Source organism: Aureimonas sp. SK2 (assembly GCF_029813115.1).
In the GTDB taxonomy this organism is placed as follows: Bacteria; Pseudomonadota; Alphaproteobacteria; order Rhizobiales; family Rhizobiaceae; genus Aureimonas.
Map to the genome: position 1 here is coordinate 192841 of NZ_JAPZDS010000006.1, position 15704 is coordinate 208544.

Below are 15704 nucleotides of genomic sequence, written 5' to 3' on the forward strand. Positions count from 1 at the left end.
GAGACGCCGCCAGCGACCCGTCGCCGGGCGGTCCGGCCGCCTTATCTCTTCGCCGCATGAGCGCCATCGAACCCGCCTTCTCCACCCGCATTCCCGCCGACGACGTCCTGCCGCGCAGGGTCTGCGACCATTGCGGCTTCGTCGCCTACGAGAACCCCAAGATCGTGGTCGGCTCCGTCGTGCGGCACGAGGGGCGGATCCTCCTGTGCCGGCGCGCGATCGAGCCGCGACGCGGCTTCTGGACCATCCCCGCCGGCTATATGGAACTGAACGAGACGCCGGAGGGCGGCGCGATGCGCGAGGCGCGCGAGGAGGCAGGCGCGGTGATCGCGATCGAGCGGCTGCTCGCGGTCTATTCGGTGCCCCGCATCAGCCAGGTGCAGCTGATCTTTCGCGCGCGGCTTGCCTCGCCGGACGTCGCGCCCGGCGTCGAGACGCTGGAACTGCGGTTCTTCGATTGGCACGAGATTCCCTGGGACGATCTCGCCTTCCCTTCCGTCCACTGGGCGCTGAACCACGAGCGGGACGCGGAGGAGGGGGCGCCGCCGATCCCATTCGGCAATCCGGATGGCGCTGCGGGCGACCGGATGCCGGACGGGCGTCCGCTACCGGTCGGCGACTTCTAGAGGCTCGGCTCACGATCCGATACTCTAGCCGGTCTCCTCGCGGCGAACCGTCAGCCTCCCGCTGGTCTGGTCGATCAGGGCGGCCAGCAGCGCGTCGGCCTCCGTCTCCGGCGCGCGAACGCGCATAGCAGCACCTTTATCGTTAAAGGCCTGGTCTTCGATTCCCACCCCGGACCAGGCGCCGAGCCGCGCCTGGACGAGGGCGAGGTCGGAGAAGGGGCATTCGAGCGTGATCGCGACGGTGCGCACCAGCGGCACCTTTTCGGCCGCGCGCAGGCACGAGGCGGCGGTGCCGCCATAGGCGCGGATCAGGCCGCCGGCCCCGAGCTTGACCCCGCCATACCAGCGCGTGACGACGACCAGCACGCGGTCGAGGTCCTGTCCGTCGATGGCCTGGAGGATCGGCTTGCCCGCCGTGCCGCCCGGCTCTCCGTCATCGGAGAAGCGGTAGACGTTGCCGGTGCGCCAGGCCCAGCAATTATGGGTGGCGGCAGGGTCGCTCCATTCGGCGAGGAGACGCCTCGCGTCCGCCTCGCCCTCGATCGGACCGGCCTGCGCGAGAAAGCGGCTCTTGCGAATCTCCTGGGAGAAGGCTTCGGGTCGGACGAGGGCGAACATGGGCGGCAGGCTTGGCGCCCGCCGCCCGTTCCCGTCAAGCCTGCACTTCGTCCGCCGCGCGGCGGATCTCGGCGAGGAGGTCGGCCGGCAGGTCGAGGCGCGCAGCCAGGAGATCGAGATAGGCCCGCTCGGCCGGATGGTCGGCGTCGATCGCGAGCACGGACGCCGTATAGACCTCGATCGCGGTCTCGCGGTCGCGCGCCTGTTCCACGATCTGGTCGATAGAGAGCGGGCGGCGCATCTCGTCCATCAGGAGGCCCTTCTCCTCCGCGTCGAGCTCCAGGTCGTCGATGCGCCCGAAGATCGCTTCCTCCTCGGCGCGGTCGATATAGCCGTCGGCCTTGGCAGCCGCGATCATCGCGGACAGAAGCAGCCTGGCTCGGCGCTCCGCCTCGGTATCGTCCGCGGGGTGGAAGCGCGTGCCGGCAGCGTGCGGGATCTCGCCGGGCGGCAGGCGGGCGGCGTCGGCATGGGCGGCCGCGCCGGTGCCGGAGGCCTGCTGCTGCGCCTGATAGTTGGCCCAAGCCTTGTAGCCGAGGCCCGCGACGAGGGCGAGGCCGCCGAGCTTGAGGGCGGAGCCGCCGATGCCCTTGCCGCGCTTGCCGCCGAGGATCTTGGAGGCGAGACCGCCGGCGATGGCGCCGCCGATCGCCGTGCCGGCCAGCCCGCCGCCGAGCGAGCCGCCCGTGCCGCCGAGCGCCCCGCCGAGAGTCCTGACCAGCGTGTCCTGGATCGAGCCGCCGCTGCCATAGCCCGGCTGCTGCGGGCGTGGTCCGGCACCGTGTCCTCGGCCCGTGCCGAGAAACTGATCCAGAAGCTTCTGCGCGTCGACCATCCGGCCACTCCTTGCGTTCCTTGTTGGAACCCGATGTGGGATGGCCAGACGCCGCTACAAGCGCCGGACGAGATGCCCCGGCGCGTTCACGCTTTCTTGTCGAACAGCGGCTTCAGCGAATGGCGCTTCAGAAGCGGAAACTGGCACAGCATGAAGGCGACCGTGATCGGCATCGTGCCCCAGACCTTGAAGGCGACCCAGAAGTCGGTCGAGGTGAAGCGCCAGACCACCTCGTTGAGGACGGCGAGGAACACGAAGAACAGGCCCCAGCGCAGCGTCAGCTTGTGCCAGCCCTCGTTGTCGAGCTTGAAGGCCTGGTCGAAGACGTAGCCGAGAAGCGGCTTGCCGAAGGCGAGACCGCCGAGGAGGACGGCGGCGAAGAGGCCGTTGACGATGGTCGGCTTCATCTTGATGAAGACCTCGTCCTGCAGCCAGAGCGTCAGGGTGCCGAAGACGACGACCACGAGGCCGGACACGATCGGCATGATCGGGAGGCTTCGCGTCAGCGCGTAGGAGACGGCGAGCGCCACCACGGTCGCGATCATGAAGAGGGCTGTCGCGACGAAGAGCGGGCCGCCGAGCGCGCCCAGCGCCGGCACGGCATGCGCGATCGCTTCGCCCCTCGAATTGGCGAAGAAGAAGACGACCAGCGGTCCCAGTTCCAGCGCGAACTTCAGGATCGGGTTGATCTCCTTGCGGCCCGGCGCGTTGGGCGGCTTCTCGATGATCTCGTCGGACATGGGGCTTCCTTTCCCGGATGGAGCGGTGTCCCGCGCCATCGCGGCTGATTTCAGGCGGTGCCGGCGCGGCCGGCGATGGCTTCGGCGAAGTCGCGCGCCTTGAAGGGCTCGAGGTCGTCGATGCCCTCGCCGACGCCGACGAAGAACACGGGCAGCTTGTGCTTGGCGGCAATGGCGACAAGGATGCCGCCGCGCGCGGTTCCGTCGAGCTTGGTCATGACGAGGCCGTTGACGCCGGCCACGTTGCGGAAGATCTCGACCTGGCTGAGCGCGTTCTGGCCCGTGGTCGCGTCGAGCGTCTGGAGCACGGTGTGCGGCGCGTCGGGCTCGCGCTTCTGAAGGACGCGCACGATCTTGGCGAGTTCGTCCATCAGCTCGGCCTTGTTCTGGAGCCGGCCGGCCGTGTCGATGATCAGGACGTCCGAGCCGTTGCGCACGGCCTCGTCATAGGCCTCGAAGGCGAGGCCCGCCGCGTCCGCGCCGATGGCCTTGGCCACCACGGGGGAGTTCGTGCGCTCGCCCCAGATCTTGAGCTGCTCCACGGCGGCGGCGCGGAACGTGTCGCCGGCCGCGAGCGTCACCTTGAGGCCGCCGCGCACCAGCTTGGCGGTCAGCTTGCCGATGGTCGTGGTCTTGCCCGTGCCGTTGACGCCCACCACGAGCATGACGTGCGGTTTCACCGACAGGTCGAGTTCCAAGGGCTTGGCAACCGGCGCCAGCGCCTTCTCCACCTCGTCGGCCAGGATCGCGCGCACGGCGTCGCCCGAAATCTCCTTGCCGAAGCGCCCGTCCGACAGGCGGTCAGTGATGCGCATCGCGGTCTCGACGCCGAGATCGGCCTGGATCAGGACGTCCTCGAACTCCTGCAGCGTGTCCTCGTCGAGGCGGCGCTTGGTGAAGAGCGCCGTGATCTGGCCGGACAGTTGGTTGGAGGAGCGCGCGAGCCCCTCGCGCAGGCGCTGGAAGAAGGGCTTCTTCGGCTCGGCGGCAAGTACCGCGTCGGCGCGGGCTTCCCGAAGGCTCCAGCCCTCGCCGTCGACCGGCAGGCGCGACGGCGAGGCGGGAACGGGCGGCAGGCCCGGCATGCCGACGGTTTCCGCGACGTCCAGCCGGTCCGGCGCGTCGGAGCCGGGCGCGGAAGGCGCGGCGCGATCCTCCGGCTCTTCCGGGGGCAGGGGAGCATCGAGCCAGGCGAACTCGTCGCGATCGCTCGTATCCGCTTCGGCCTCGAAGGGGGCGGGCGCCGCCGCGTCCTGGGTGGAGCCGGCGTCGATGCCGCCGTCGCCGGCTACGATCGCCGCTTCGGCCGGTGCGAGGGCGCTGTCCTCGGCAGTCTCGGCGGAGACCGGCTCGCGCCGCTCCTCCTCCTCCGTCTCGTTCGCCGGGGCGTCGAGCCAGGAGAAGTCGGCCTCGGCCTCGACGGCCGGGGTCAGCGGCTCGTCGAGAAAGCTCGTGTCGTCGCTCGGCCCGTCCGTTTCGGCGGCGGCCAGCGATTCGGTTGAACCCGGCTCTAGTTCAGAGTTTTTTTTTCAGCCGGGACGGCCGGGCCGTCGGGATCCTTGGGCTGGAGCGGGGTGATGCCGCCGCCCGCCGGCTCGTCGGCCGAAGCGCCCGCTTCCGAGTCGACGTCGGCCGAGGCCATGGCCGGCTGGTGGATCTCGGCGGCCGTTGCGTCGGGCCGCGCGGCCGTCGTGTCCTGAACCTTGGCGAGGCCGCCCTCGTGCTGAGTGCGATCCTCTTCCTTGGCTCCGAAGGAGAAGATGCGGCGGAAGAAGCCCTTGTTCTCGGCCATGCGATGCGATCCGATCGGTCAGGTCAGGCTGCGGCGCGCGCGGCCGTGAGGGGGGTGGCGAGAAGGCGTTCGCCCGTTTCGCCATGAATGATAGCGTCCACGATCTCGCCGGGGAGACCGGCGTCGATTTGCGCCAGCGTGAAGTCTTCCGTCCGGCCGAGCCCTTCGCGCTCGATCAGCACCGAGCGGTGCTGCCCCACGCTGCGGGCGAGATGCGCGCGATAGGCGGCGTCGCCCAGCACCCGGAGGCGGGCGGCCCGCTCCTTGACAACCGCCTTTGGAAGCTGCGGCATGCGCGCGGCGGGCGTTCCCTCGCGCGGGCTGAAGGGGAAGACGTGGAGCAGCGTCAGACCGCAGTCCTCCACGAGCTTCAGCGAGTTCTCGAACATCGCCTCCGTCTCGGTCGGGAAGCCGGCGATGATGTCGGCACCGAAGACGATGTCGGGGCGCCGGGCGCGTAAGTCCGCACAGAAACGGATGGAATCGTCCCGCAGGTGGCGCCGCTTCATGCGCTTCAGGATCATGTCGTCGCCGGCCTGGAGCGACAGGTGCAGGTGGGGCATCACACGGGCGTCGCCGCCGATCGCCTCGACCAGCGCCTCGTCGGCCTCGACGGAATCGATGGAAGAGAGGCGCAAGCGCTTCAGATCCGGCACGTGGCGCAGGATCGACTGGACGAGATGCCCGAGGCGCGGGCTGCCCGGCAGGTCGGCGCCCCAGCTCGTCATGTCGACGCCGGAGAGGACGACCTCGCGGTAGCCGTTGCCGACGAGGCGCTTGACCTGATCTACCGCCGCGCCCATCGGCACGGAGCGCGAATTGCCGCGGCCATAAGGGATGATGCAGAAGGTGCAGCGGTGGTCGCAGCCGTTCTGCACCTGCACGATGGCCCGCGCCCGCCCCTCGATCGCGTCCACCAAGTGGCCGGCGGTCTCGCGAACGCTCATGATGTCGTTGACGCGGATCTTCTCGGCGGCCGCGACGCCGAAGTCCGGCAGGGCGCGGTAGCTCGCGGCCGTCAGCTTCTCCTCGTTGCCGATTACGGCATCGACCTCGGCCATCGCCGCGAAGGTCGCGCCTTGCGTCTGCGCGGCGCAGCCGGTCACGACGATGCGCGCCTCCGGGTTGTCGCGGCGGGCGCGCCGCACGGCCTGGCGGGCCTGGCGCACGGCCTCGGCGGTGACTGCGCAGGTGTTCACGAGGATCGCCTTGCGACCGTCGCTCCCGAGGCCGGCCTCGCCCGCCTCGCGCTTCATGACCTCCGCCTCGTAGGTGTTGAGGCGGCATCCGAAGGAGATGACCTCGACGCCGCTCATGCGCGGGCCTCGGCCGGCGCCTCGTCGCGGAGATAAGCGCCCGTCGCAGGGTCGAGCGTGCCGGACCATTCCCATTCGGCAGGGCCGGTCATCAGGACATGGTCGTCGTCCCGCCATTCGATCAGGAGCTCGCCGCCCATCGGCACCGTTACGGCGACGGAACGACCCGTGCGGCCGGTGCGCGCGGCGGAAACGGCGGCGGCGCAGGCGGCCGAGCCGCAGGCCTTGGTCAGCCCCGCGCCGCGCTCCCAGGTGCGCAGGTCCATCGAACGGTCCGAGGTGACGCGGGCGATGGAGATGTTGGCGCGGTCAGGAAAGAGGGGGTGGTTCTCGAGGATCGGGCCGAACCGGTCTAGGGCATAGGACCAGACATCCTTCGCGACCCAGAAGATCGCGTGCGGATTGCCCATGGAGGCGACGGAGGGCGAATGGAGCACCGGCGCGTCGATCGGGCCGATCTGGAGTTCGATCGCGCGCGTGTCGGCGAATTCCTCCGACAGAGGGATGCTCCGCCAGTCGAAGCGGGGCCGGCCCATGTCCACCGTCAGGAGGCCGTCGGCGCGTTCGGAGGCTTCGAGGAGCCCGGCCGAAGTCTCGAACACGAAGTTGCGCACCCCGGTCTCGGCGCTCAGTGCCTGCACCACGCAGCGCGTGCCGTTGCCGCAGGCGCCCGCTTCCGTGCCGTCGGAATTGATGATGCGGATGAAGGCGAAGGTTCCGGCGGTCACCGGATCGTGGATCGCCATGATCTGGTCGAAATGCGTCTCGGCTTTCGCCGCCAAGGTGCGGGCGGCCTCCGGCGCGATGCGCGCTGACGTGCCGCGCAGGTCCGCGACGAGAATCTCGTTGCCGAGCCCGTTCATGCGGGCAAAGGGGATCGGATGCGTCATGGTCGCGGCCGGGCGAGGGAGTAGGGTTCGCGGCCTATATGGCAAGAACCGGCGGGCATTGCTACCCGGCGGCGTTGCGCCAGAAGTAGTAGACGGCGAGGGCGAGGCCGACGGCGATCACGACGCCGCGCACGTAGGACTGGGGCACGCGCTTGGCCGTCCAGACGCCGGCATAGCCGCCGAGCGCCACGCCCGGGATCATCGCCGCCGCCTCGGGCCAGGCCACCACGCCGCCCGACACGAAGACCACGATGGCGACGACTGCGATCACGGTCGCGAGCATGTTCTTGAGGGCGTTGAGCTTGTGGTAGTCGCCGCCCTGCGTGAGTCCGAGCGTCGCCAGCATCATGATCCCCATGCCGGCGCCGAAGAAGCCGCCGTAGATGGCGGTCACGAACTGGACCACGGGCCCGGCGAGGCCCTTGCCCTCCGAGGCTTCGGCCGCGTGGCGGGGCTTCGGCTTCAGCCAAGGGCCGGCGGCGAAGAGCGCGGTGGCCGCAAGGAGCAGCCAGGGCACCAGCGACTGGAACTGCGGATTGTCGAGCGACAGGAGGATCAGCGCGCCGACGCCCGACCCGAAGACGGAGGCGAGCGCCAGCATCAGCGCGCCACGCCACATCCGTTTGATGTCGCTCCAATAGGCCAATGTCGAAGTGACATAGCCGGGGAACTGTACGATCGAGGAGGTGGCGTTGGCGGAGATCGGCGAGATGCCGCCGAGCGTCATGGCGCCGAAGGTGAGGAAGGTGCCGCCGCCCGCCACGGCATTGATCGCTCCGGCAAGGAAGCCGGACAGGAAGAGCGACAAGGCGTACAGAAGCGTCATGATGCGGCCTCGGGCGGCAGGATGCCCGTTCCATAGGCGATCGGCGCCGCCGCGCAAGGGCGCGCGCACGCGAAACCGGCCGCCCCTCGACAAAGCGGCCGGCCGCGTGTAAGAGCGCCACGCTTTCCTCAGAAAAACTTGACCGTGTTTCACGGCCATGACCGGCCCCGCCGGCATGAAACGAACCGAGGCAGACCATGAACATCATCGCCGAACTGGAGGCCCAAGAGGCCGCCCGCATCGCCGCCATCCGCACGCTTCCGACCTTCTCTCCGGGCGACACGCTGCGCGTCAACGTGCGCGTTACGGAAGGCACCCGCACCCGCGTGCAGGCCTACGAGGGCGTCTGCATCGCCCGCTCGGGCGCCGGCATTCAGGAGAACTTCACCGTTCGCAAGATCTCCTACGGCGAGGGCGTGGAGCGCGTGTTCCCGATGTACTCGCCGGCTCTGGAGTCGGTCGAGGTGGTCCGCCGTGGCCGCGTGCGCCGCGCCAAGCTCTACTACCTGCGCGACCGCCGCGGTAAGTCGGCCCGTATCGTCGAGGCCACCAACGTGCGCGCCCGCAAGCTCAACGACGACGCCCGCTCGGTCGCCGCCAACGAGCGCGCCGCCAAGGAAGCCGCGAAGACGGCCGCCAAGGAAGCCGCCGAGTAAGCTCGGCCGGATCGAATCGATGCAGAGGGCGGCCACGTGCCGCCCTTTCGCGTTGAAAGGAAACCGGAACCATGGACGAGCACGCGGCCGCCAACCTCGCCAACTGGAACGAGCGCGCCCGGCTTCACGCCACCGACACGACGGGATCCTACCGGATCGCCAAGGTGCTGGCCGGGGGCTCCTCGCTCCATGACATCGAGGCCGGGGAAGTCGGCGAACTCGCGGGGCTCGATGTCGTCCATCTCCAGTGCCACATCGGCCTCGACACGCTGTCGCTGAAGCATCTCGGCGCCGGGTCCGTGACCGGTCTCGACTTCTCGCCGGATGCCGTGGCCGCCGCCCGCGAGTTCGCGCGCAAGGCGGGGACACAGGCGCGCTTCGTCGAGGCTTCGCTCTACGACGCTCCGTCGGCGCTCGGCGCACGATACGACCTGGCCTTCGTGACCTGGGGCGCCATCAATTGGCTGCCGGACATCGCAGGCTGGGCGAGGGTGGTGGCCGAACTCCTGCGCCCTGGCGGGCGCCTCTACCTTCTGGAGGACCATCCGCTCCTCAACCAGTGCGAATGGCGAAACGGGCGGCCCGAACTGACCTATGATTTCCGAACGCCGCGGGACCGTCCGCTCGCCTTCGACGAGACCCAGACCTACACGGGCGACGAACGGCCGCTGCGGCATACGCGAAACTACGAGTGGCTCCATCCGATCGGCGACATCGTGAACGCGCTGATCGCCGCGGGGCTGCGGCTCGACTTCCTGCGCGAGCACGAACGCATCGCCTGGCGCGCGTTCCCCGAGATGCAGGAGGTCGGGGAGGACCTCTTCGTCCTGCCGCCCGGACTGCCGCGGATGCCCATCAGTTTCTCGATCGGCGCCACTCGTCCGGCGTGATCCGTCCCATGGGGTGGGGCACTTCGCAGCTCGCCCCGCCACACAAGCCTGAAGGAGGCTGGACATGAGCCTTCGCTCCCGCCTTCGCGCCGTTCCGGTCGATCGGTTCCTGCTCCTCCTCGTCGCCACGGTGGCGCTGGCCGCCGCGCTGCCGGCGCGGGGTGAGGTGGCGGAGGCTTTCGACTGGATCACCTACGGGGCGATCTCGCTCCTGTTCTTCCTCTATGGCGCGCGACTGTCGCCCAAGGCCGTGTGGGCGGGACTCCTCCACTGGCGCCTCCAGGGCATCGTGTTCCTGTTCACCTTCGCCTTGTTTCCGCTGGTCGGGCTCCTGGTCTACCCGATGGCCGGCCAGGTCCTGCCGGCCGAGCTTGCGCTCGGGCTCCTCTATCTTACGCTCCTGCCGTCCACCGTGCAGTCCTCCATCGCCTTCACCTCCATCGCGGGCGGCAACGTGCCGGCGGCGCTGACCAGCGCGTCGGTGTCGAACATGCTGGGCGTCGTGGTGACCCCGGCGCTGGTGCTGCTTCTGGCCAGCGGCTCGGGCGGCGCGATCTCGCTGGATTCCATCGAGAAGATCGCGCTCCAGATCCTCGCCCCCTTCGCGGCCGGCCAGATCGCGCGGCCCTTGATCGGCGCCTGGCTCGGAAGGCACAAGCCGGTGACCACGGTGGTGGACCGGGGCTCGATCCTCCTTGTCGTCTACGCCGCCTTCTCGGAAGGCGTCGTCGCCGGCGTCTGGACCAGCCTCGACTGGCAGGACCTCGCACTCGTGGTCGTTCTTTGCACGGCGATCCTCGCCTTCGTCCTGTCGGTCACGACGCTGCTCGCCCGCAAGCTCGGATTCTCCCGCGAGGACGAGATCGCGATCGTCTTCTGCGGCTCCAAGAAGAGCATGGCGACGGGCATACCCATGGCCGGCATCCTGTTCGCCGGCCATGCCATGGCGCTGGTCGTGCTGCCGCTGATGCTGTTCCACCAGATCCAGCTCTTCGCCTGCGCCGCTCTGGCGCAGCGCTACGCCCGGCAGGTGCCCGGCCCGGTGCCGAGCGTCGGGGAGGCCGCGGCGGAGGAGCGCGAAAGCGTCGACGCGGCGGCCGCGACCACCAACGCGTAGAAATTCCATGCTCCCGCCGGGCGGCCTCAGGGGATCGACGCCCTTGGCAGGCCCTGCCGCCCCGTGACACCTTGCGGCGGTGCCGCAATCCGACCCCAGGGCCGCTTCATGATCGACCGCCGTTCCGTCCTCGCCCTTCTCGCCGCCGCCGCGCTGCCGGGAGCCCTCGCGGCTCAGGAGCTGGGGCTGCCCGACCTTGCCGGGCGCGAGATCGTGGTGGTGACCGAGAACGCCTATCCGCCGCTGCAGTTCGTGGACCCCGCGACCGGCCAGGCGGTCGGCTGGGAATACGACGCGATGAACGAGATCGGCCAGCGGCTGAACGCCAGGGTGCGATACGCCAACGCCTCGTGGGACGCGATGATCGAGGCCGTCGCCTCGCGGCAATACGATATCGGCATGACCGGCATCACGATCCGCGAAGACCGCAAGGAGCGCGTGGACTTCTCCGACCCCTACATGGTCTCGCAGATGGTCATGCTGGTGCGGGCGGACGAGACACGCTTTGCCGACCCCGCCTCGTTCAAGGCGCTGGACTCCGGGCTCGTCGGGGCGCAGGCCGGCACGACGCCCTTCTATACCGCCGTCTACGAGGTGCTGGACGGCAACGAGCAGAACCCGCGCATCAAGCTCTTCGAGACCTTCGGCGCGCAGGTCCAGGCGCTGCGCATGGGCGACGTCGACCTCGTCCTCAGCGACGCGGCGGGCGGAGCGGCCTCGGTGGCCGCTTCGGGCGGTGCGCTCAAGATCGTCGGCGAGCCGATCGGCGACGACCAGTTCGGCTTCATCTTCCCCAAGGGCTCCGATCTCGTCGCCCCGGTCAACGCCGCGATCGCCGCGCTGAAGGCCGACGGCACCCTCGACCGGCTGACTCAGACCTGGTTCGTGGACGCCAAGCTCGGCCAGCCGTGACGGCGCCAGAGAGGGGAAGCTCGCGGGGAGGCGGGCGCTGGCATCCCGCGCATCCCGACTTTCCCTGGTGGCTGGCGGCGCTCGGGCTCCTGGCGATCGGCTTCGGCGCCTTTATCGCGGCCGAAGCCGGCCTGCGCCAGACGATCGCGATCCTCTCCACCGGGCTCGTCACGACAGTAAAGGTGACGGTTTTCGCCTTTTCCGGCGCGCTCGTCCTCGGCTTCCTGGTGGCGCTCGCCGGGCGCTCGCGCCGACGCCTGCCGCGCAACCTCGCGCGGTTCTATGTCGAGCTGGTGCGCGGCGTGCCGGTCCTGGTGCTCCTGTTCTGGATCGCCTTTGCCGGCGTGCCGGTCTTCGTTGCGGGCTGGAATGGGCTCGCCGCGCCGCTGCGCGACGCCGGGCTCGTATCGGAGCTTCTGGTGCGGGACGTGTCGCTCCTGATGCGCGGCGTCATCGCGCTCGTGATCGCCTATTCGGCCTTCATCGCCGAGATCGTCCGGGCCGGCCTCGACGCCGTGCCCAAGGGGCAGACGGAAGCCGCGCAGGCGCTCGGCCTCAAGCCCTTCCAGCGCCTGCGCCTCGTCGTGCTGCCGCAGGCGATCCGCACGGTCCTGCCGCCGCTCGGCAACGACCTCGTGGCCATGGTCAAGGATTCCTCGCTGGTCTCGGTGCTGGGCGTCGCCGACATCACGCAGATGGGCAAGGTCTATGCGTCCGGCTCCTTCCGCTTCTTCGAGACCTATTCGCTGGTCGCCTATCTCTATCTCCTGATGACCGTGTCGCTCTCGCTGGCCGCGCGTGCGCTGGAGCGCCACCTGTCGCGCCGCTGAACCCATTGCGCAGCCGTGAGGACGGGCGTATTTTGGAACCATGCGAAGGAGCGCGACATCCAAGGGCCGCCTGCCGACCACGCTGGGGTTCTCCCCGGTGGAGGATCGCGCGCGCATGCCCGGCCGCTTCTTCTACCGGCAGATCTCGGCCGTACACCTTACGGCCTGAGCCGCCGCGACCGCGCGGCCCGATCGTCCCGATATCCCCCTGATCTCCGGCACGGCGGCCCGATGGCCGTCCGCCCCTTCTGAAGACGCGAAACGCCGATGAGCCAGACCTCCAAGCCCCGCACCCTCTACGACAAGATCTGGGACGACCACGTCGTCTCGACCGGCGAGGGGGGCGAAAGCCTTCTCTATATCGACCGCCACCTCGTCCACGAGGTGACGAGCCCCCAGGCCTTCGAGGGGCTGCGGGCGGCCGGCCGCAAGGTCCGCCATCCCTCGCGTACGCTCGCGGTGGTCGACCACAACGTGCCGACCTACGACCGGCGCGGCGGCATCCACAACGAGGAAAGCCGTATCCAGGTCGAGACGCTCGCCAAGAACGCCGCCGAATTCGGCGTCGAGTATTTCAACGAGGTCGACCAGCGGCAGGGCATCGTCCACATCATCGGGCCGGAGCAGGGCTTCACCTTGCCGGGCATGACGATCGTCTGCGGCGACAGCCACACCTCCACCCACGGTGCCTTCGGGGCGCTGGCCCACGGCATCGGCACGTCGGAGGTCGAGCACGTGCTCGCCACCCAAACGCTGATCCAGCAGAAGGCCAGGAACATGCTCGTCCAGGTGGACGGGCAGCTTCCGCCGGGCGTCACCGCCAAGGACATCATCCTCGCCATCATCGGCGAGATCGGCACGGCCGGCGGCACGGGATACGTGATCGAATATGCCGGCGAGGCGATCCGCGCCCTGTCGATGGAAGGGCGGATGACCATCTGCAACATGAGCATCGAGGGCGGCGCGCGCGCCGGCCTGATCGCGCCGGACGAAACGACCTTCGCCTATATCAGGGACAAGCCGCGCGCGCCCAAGGGCGAGGCGTTCGACATGGCGGTGGCCTACTGGCGCACGCTCCACACGGACGAGGGCGCCCATTTCGACAAGGTGGTGCGCCTCGACGCGGCCAACCTGCCGCCGATCGTCTCCTGGGGCTCTTCGCCGGAGGACGTCGTCTCGGTGGCCGGCACGGTGCCGGACCCGGAGGCGATCGCCGACGAGGCCAAGCGCGAGACCAAGAAGCGCGCGCTCGACTACATGGGCTTGACGCCGGGAACGCCGATGACCGACCTCACGGTCGATCGCGTCTTCATCGGCTCCTGCACCAACGGGCGCATCGAGGATTTGCGCGAAGTGGCCAAGGTCGTGGAGGGGCGCAAGGTGGCGGACACCGTCTCGGCGATGATCGTACCGGGCTCGGGCCTGGTGAAGCTGCAGGCGGAGGCCGAGGGTCTCGACGCGATCTTCAAGGCGGCGGGTTTCGACTGGCGCGAGCCGGGCTGCTCCATGTGTCTCGGCATGAACGAGGACCGTCTGAAGCCCTACGAGCGCTGCGCCTCCACCTCCAACCGCAATTTCGAGGGCCGCCAGGGCTTCAAGGGGCGCACCCACCTCGTGTCCCCCGCCATGGCGGCGGCGGCGGCCGTCGCCGGGCGTTTCGTCGATATCCGCGAGTGGAAGTAGCCGGGCCGGCTCGGCCTCAGCGGGTCAGCATCCTGATCCGCTGGGGCAGGGCCAGGACGGTCGGCGCGACCACTGAGGCAGCCACCGGCGCGGCGACGACGATGGCGTCGCGCCCTTCGGATTTCGCCTGATAGAGGAGGGCGTCGGCGCGCGTGACCGCCTCGAAGGGCGGCTCGCCCTCGCCCATTTCCACCACGCCGAAGCTCGAGGTCAGCCGCAGATCTGTGAGTTGACCCGGCCAACGCACCTCTGCCACGGCAAGGCGCAGCCGTTCCGCCAGACGCCGCGCCGCGACGAGGTCCGCATCCGCGAGGACGATCGCGAACTCCTCGCCGCCGATGCGCGCGACGCAGCCGCCGCGGCCGGCAAGGCCCGCGCACAGGGCGGCGAAGCCGCACAGGACCGCATCGCCCGCCTCGTGGCCGAAGCTGTCGTTGATCGACTTGAAATGGTCGAGGTCGGACAGGATCAGCGCCAGCGGCCTGCCTGGACCCGCGCTCCGCCGCATGGCGTCCACCGCCTGCTCCAGCCCGCGCCGGTTGAGGGCGCCGGTCAGGGCGTCCACGGCCGCGTCCTCGCGAAGCCGCGCGATGACGTCGAAGGTCGTGGTGAGGATCACCGCCGTCGCGATTAGTACCCCCGTCGCCGCGCCGTTGAGCTGGAACACGAAGCCCCAGGCCGTTTCGCGCCAGTTGGAGACGGTGAGATCCTCGGGCGGCGCGGCAAGCAGCAGCGCGTTCTGGAAGCCGAGGCTGATCGCGACGAGCAGGCAGAGGCCGAGGAGGAGTGGTTTCAGCCGGCCCTCGTCGTGTCGCATCTCGACGGCCGAAAGGAGCATCAGCCCGGCGCAGGCGGTCTGCACCGCCATGACTTCGTGCAGGACCGATCCGTCGAAGAGCAGGAGGCCGCCCGCGGCTCCGGCGCTGCCGAGCGCCGCGATCGCAACCAGAAGCCACCACCGCGGCCTGCGCCCGGCGCGGGCGGCGAAGGCGGCGTTGGCGAGGGCAAGCGCGATCAGGAACAGCGTGTCCTCGCCGGCCGGCTTCACCACGCTGCCGGGCGCGGTGGGCAGGACAGTGATCGCGAAGCCGACGGCGGCGACGAGAAAACCGGCGCTCCACCAGAGGAGGCTGCGATGAAGTCGCGACAGGAGGAGGAAGCAGAAGCCGAAGGCGGCGAACAGGACAGGGACCGACCAGGCAAGGATGTCGGCACGCATCGATCGAGTCCCGCTCCCCAGAGTGACCGTGAGAACGCTGTCTCGTTCCCGGCGATTCCATGCGTGTAAGCTGTATGCTGTCCTTGGTTTCTATCCGGGCTCAGCCAAGCGGGCAAGCATACGACGTCGAACGAGGGGCGCGCAAACCCGTGGCGACGGGCCGCGACTTGACGCCCGTCCGCTTCCGCCGCAAATCAACGGCATGAGCCTCAGCGAACGCGTCCCCGATATCGAGATCGGCCTCCTGCGCCTGAAGGACGCGCGCGAGCTCGCGCCCCTCCTGGCGGCCTACAATCAGGCCATGTTCCGCGGCGCGCCTGGCGCGCCCGACACGTTCTATGCCGAGCAGCTTCTCCAGGACCGGACCGGCGAGATCCTGGGCGCCCGGCTCGACGGCGAGCTCGTCGGCTTCCTCCAGTTCTACGACCTGCCCGATCTCTGGACGGGCATGCGCGCCGGGCTCGCCGACCACGTGTTCGTGGACCAGCGGCACCGGCGCAAGGGCATCGCCAAGGCGATGGTCGACCTTCTGGCCGAGGAGGCCGATTCGCGCGGCTGGTCGCGCCTCGTGCTGCATGCGCCGCGCCACGGCGGCTCGGGGCGCCATCTCTACGAGAAGGTCGCCGAGCCGGCCGACTGGTCGAGCTACGTGCTGCGCTTCCTCGATCGGTAGGCCATCGTCTGCGACAAGACGACATTCAATCGGTTTGGAAGCGAAAGCGCCCGATCGGCGCTTGATTTCGCAGCCGCACAG

18 protein-coding genes are annotated in these 15704 nt (G+C 69.5%); 9 read left to right on the forward strand and 9 right to left on the reverse strand.

What is annotated here, in order from left to right:
- Nucleotides 1-56: 56 nt before the first annotated feature.
- Nucleotides 57-626, forward strand: a complete 570-nt coding sequence (locus O5O54_RS09850; RefSeq protein WP_279481157.1) for an NUDIX hydrolase — start codon at nucleotides 57-59, stop codon at nucleotides 624-626.
- A gap of 24 nt (nucleotides 627-650) precedes the next feature.
- On the opposite strand, the gene O5O54_RS09855 is transcribed toward O5O54_RS09850, so the two are convergent.
- The 8 genes from O5O54_RS09855 to O5O54_RS09890 all read right to left on the reverse strand — a co-directional run bounded on the left by O5O54_RS09855 (nucleotide 651) and on the right by O5O54_RS09890 (nucleotide 7643).
- On the reverse strand, nucleotides 651-1244 hold the full coding sequence (locus O5O54_RS09855; protein ID WP_279481158.1) for an IMPACT family protein: 594 nt from the start codon (nucleotides 1242-1244) through the stop codon (nucleotides 651-653).
- A 34-nt stretch (nucleotides 1245-1278) separates the two neighbouring features.
- Nucleotides 1279-2079 (reverse strand): tellurite resistance TerB family protein, encoded by an 801-nt coding sequence (locus O5O54_RS09860; protein ID WP_279481160.1) that lies wholly within the window; start codon nucleotides 2077-2079, stop codon nucleotides 1279-1281.
- A gap of 86 nt (nucleotides 2080-2165) precedes the next feature.
- Nucleotides 2166-2819 (reverse strand): septation protein A, encoded by a 654-nt coding sequence (locus O5O54_RS09865; RefSeq protein WP_279481162.1) that lies wholly within the window; start codon nucleotides 2817-2819, stop codon nucleotides 2166-2168.
- 50 nt (nucleotides 2820-2869) lie between these two features.
- A complete protein-coding gene (gene ftsY / locus O5O54_RS09870; RefSeq protein ID WP_407061689.1) occupies nucleotides 2870-4309 on the reverse strand; it encodes a signal recognition particle-docking protein FtsY in 1440 nt (479 codons plus the stop codon).
- Between the two features lie 20 nt (nucleotides 4310-4329).
- A complete protein-coding gene (locus O5O54_RS09875; protein ID WP_279481163.1) occupies nucleotides 4330-4611 on the reverse strand; it encodes a hypothetical protein in 282 nt (93 codons plus the stop codon).
- A gap of 23 nt (nucleotides 4612-4634) precedes the next feature.
- Entirely contained in the window at nucleotides 4635-5927 is a 1293-nt protein-coding gene (gene mtaB / locus O5O54_RS09880) for a tRNA (N(6)-L-threonylcarbamoyladenosine(37)-C(2))-methylthiotransferase MtaB (RefSeq protein WP_279481165.1), read from the reverse strand.
- A complete protein-coding gene (dapF, locus tag O5O54_RS09885) occupies nucleotides 5924-6817 on the reverse strand; it encodes a diaminopimelate epimerase (RefSeq protein ID WP_279481167.1) in 894 nt (297 codons plus the stop codon). The genes mtaB and dapF overlap by 4 nt, the downstream gene beginning before the upstream one ends.
- Nucleotides 6818-6878: 61 nt before the next feature.
- Nucleotides 6879-7643, reverse strand: coding sequence for a sulfite exporter TauE/SafE family protein (locus tag O5O54_RS09890; protein WP_279481169.1), 765 nt, complete (start codon nucleotides 7641-7643; stop codon nucleotides 6879-6881).
- A 197-nt stretch (nucleotides 7644-7840) separates the two neighbouring features.
- Here O5O54_RS09890 and rplS point away from each other — a divergent pair, with 197 nt between their 5' ends.
- The 7 genes from rplS to leuC all read left to right on the forward strand — a co-directional run bounded on the left by rplS (nucleotide 7841) and on the right by leuC (nucleotide 13731).
- Entirely contained in the window at nucleotides 7841-8299 is a 459-nt protein-coding gene (gene rplS / locus O5O54_RS09895) for a 50S ribosomal protein L19 (RefSeq protein WP_090961515.1), read from the forward strand.
- Nucleotides 8300-8370: 71 nt separating this feature from the next.
- Nucleotides 8371-9189: a class I SAM-dependent methyltransferase gene (locus O5O54_RS09900; protein WP_279481171.1), complete on the forward strand. Its 819-nt coding sequence runs from the start codon at nucleotides 8371-8373 to the stop codon at nucleotides 9187-9189.
- A gap of 64 nt (nucleotides 9190-9253) precedes the next feature.
- Entirely contained in the window at nucleotides 9254-10306 is a 1053-nt protein-coding gene (locus O5O54_RS09905) for a bile acid:sodium symporter (RefSeq protein WP_279481173.1), read from the forward strand.
- 108 nt (nucleotides 10307-10414) lie between these two features.
- On the forward strand, nucleotides 10415-11218 hold the full coding sequence (locus tag O5O54_RS09910) for a transporter substrate-binding domain-containing protein (RefSeq protein WP_279481175.1): 804 nt from the start codon (nucleotides 10415-10417) through the stop codon (nucleotides 11216-11218).
- Nucleotides 11215-12048, forward strand: a complete 834-nt coding sequence (locus O5O54_RS09915) for an amino acid ABC transporter permease (protein ID WP_279481176.1) — start codon at nucleotides 11215-11217, stop codon at nucleotides 12046-12048. The genes O5O54_RS09910 and O5O54_RS09915 overlap by 4 nt, the downstream gene beginning before the upstream one ends.
- 40 nt (nucleotides 12049-12088) lie before the next feature.
- The gene (locus O5O54_RS09920) at nucleotides 12089-12217 is read left to right on the forward strand and encodes a hypothetical protein (RefSeq protein ID WP_279481178.1); all 129 of its coding nucleotides are present in this window, start codon (nucleotides 12089-12091) and stop codon (nucleotides 12215-12217) included.
- Between the two features lie 98 nt (nucleotides 12218-12315).
- Nucleotides 12316-13731: a 3-isopropylmalate dehydratase large subunit gene (leuC, locus tag O5O54_RS09925; protein WP_279481182.1), complete on the forward strand. Its 1416-nt coding sequence runs from the start codon at nucleotides 12316-12318 to the stop codon at nucleotides 13729-13731.
- Between the two features lie 16 nt (nucleotides 13732-13747).
- Here leuC and O5O54_RS09930 read toward each other — a convergent pair whose 3' ends face one another.
- Nucleotides 13748-14950, reverse strand: coding sequence for a GGDEF domain-containing protein (locus O5O54_RS09930; RefSeq protein ID WP_279481183.1), 1203 nt, complete (start codon nucleotides 14948-14950; stop codon nucleotides 13748-13750).
- A gap of 202 nt (nucleotides 14951-15152) precedes the next feature.
- Between O5O54_RS09930 and O5O54_RS09935 the strand changes: the two genes are divergently transcribed.
- The gene (locus O5O54_RS09935) at nucleotides 15153-15623 is read left to right on the forward strand and encodes a GNAT family N-acetyltransferase (protein WP_279481184.1); all 471 of its coding nucleotides are present in this window, start codon (nucleotides 15153-15155) and stop codon (nucleotides 15621-15623) included.
- Nucleotides 15624-15704: the final 81 nt, after the last annotated feature.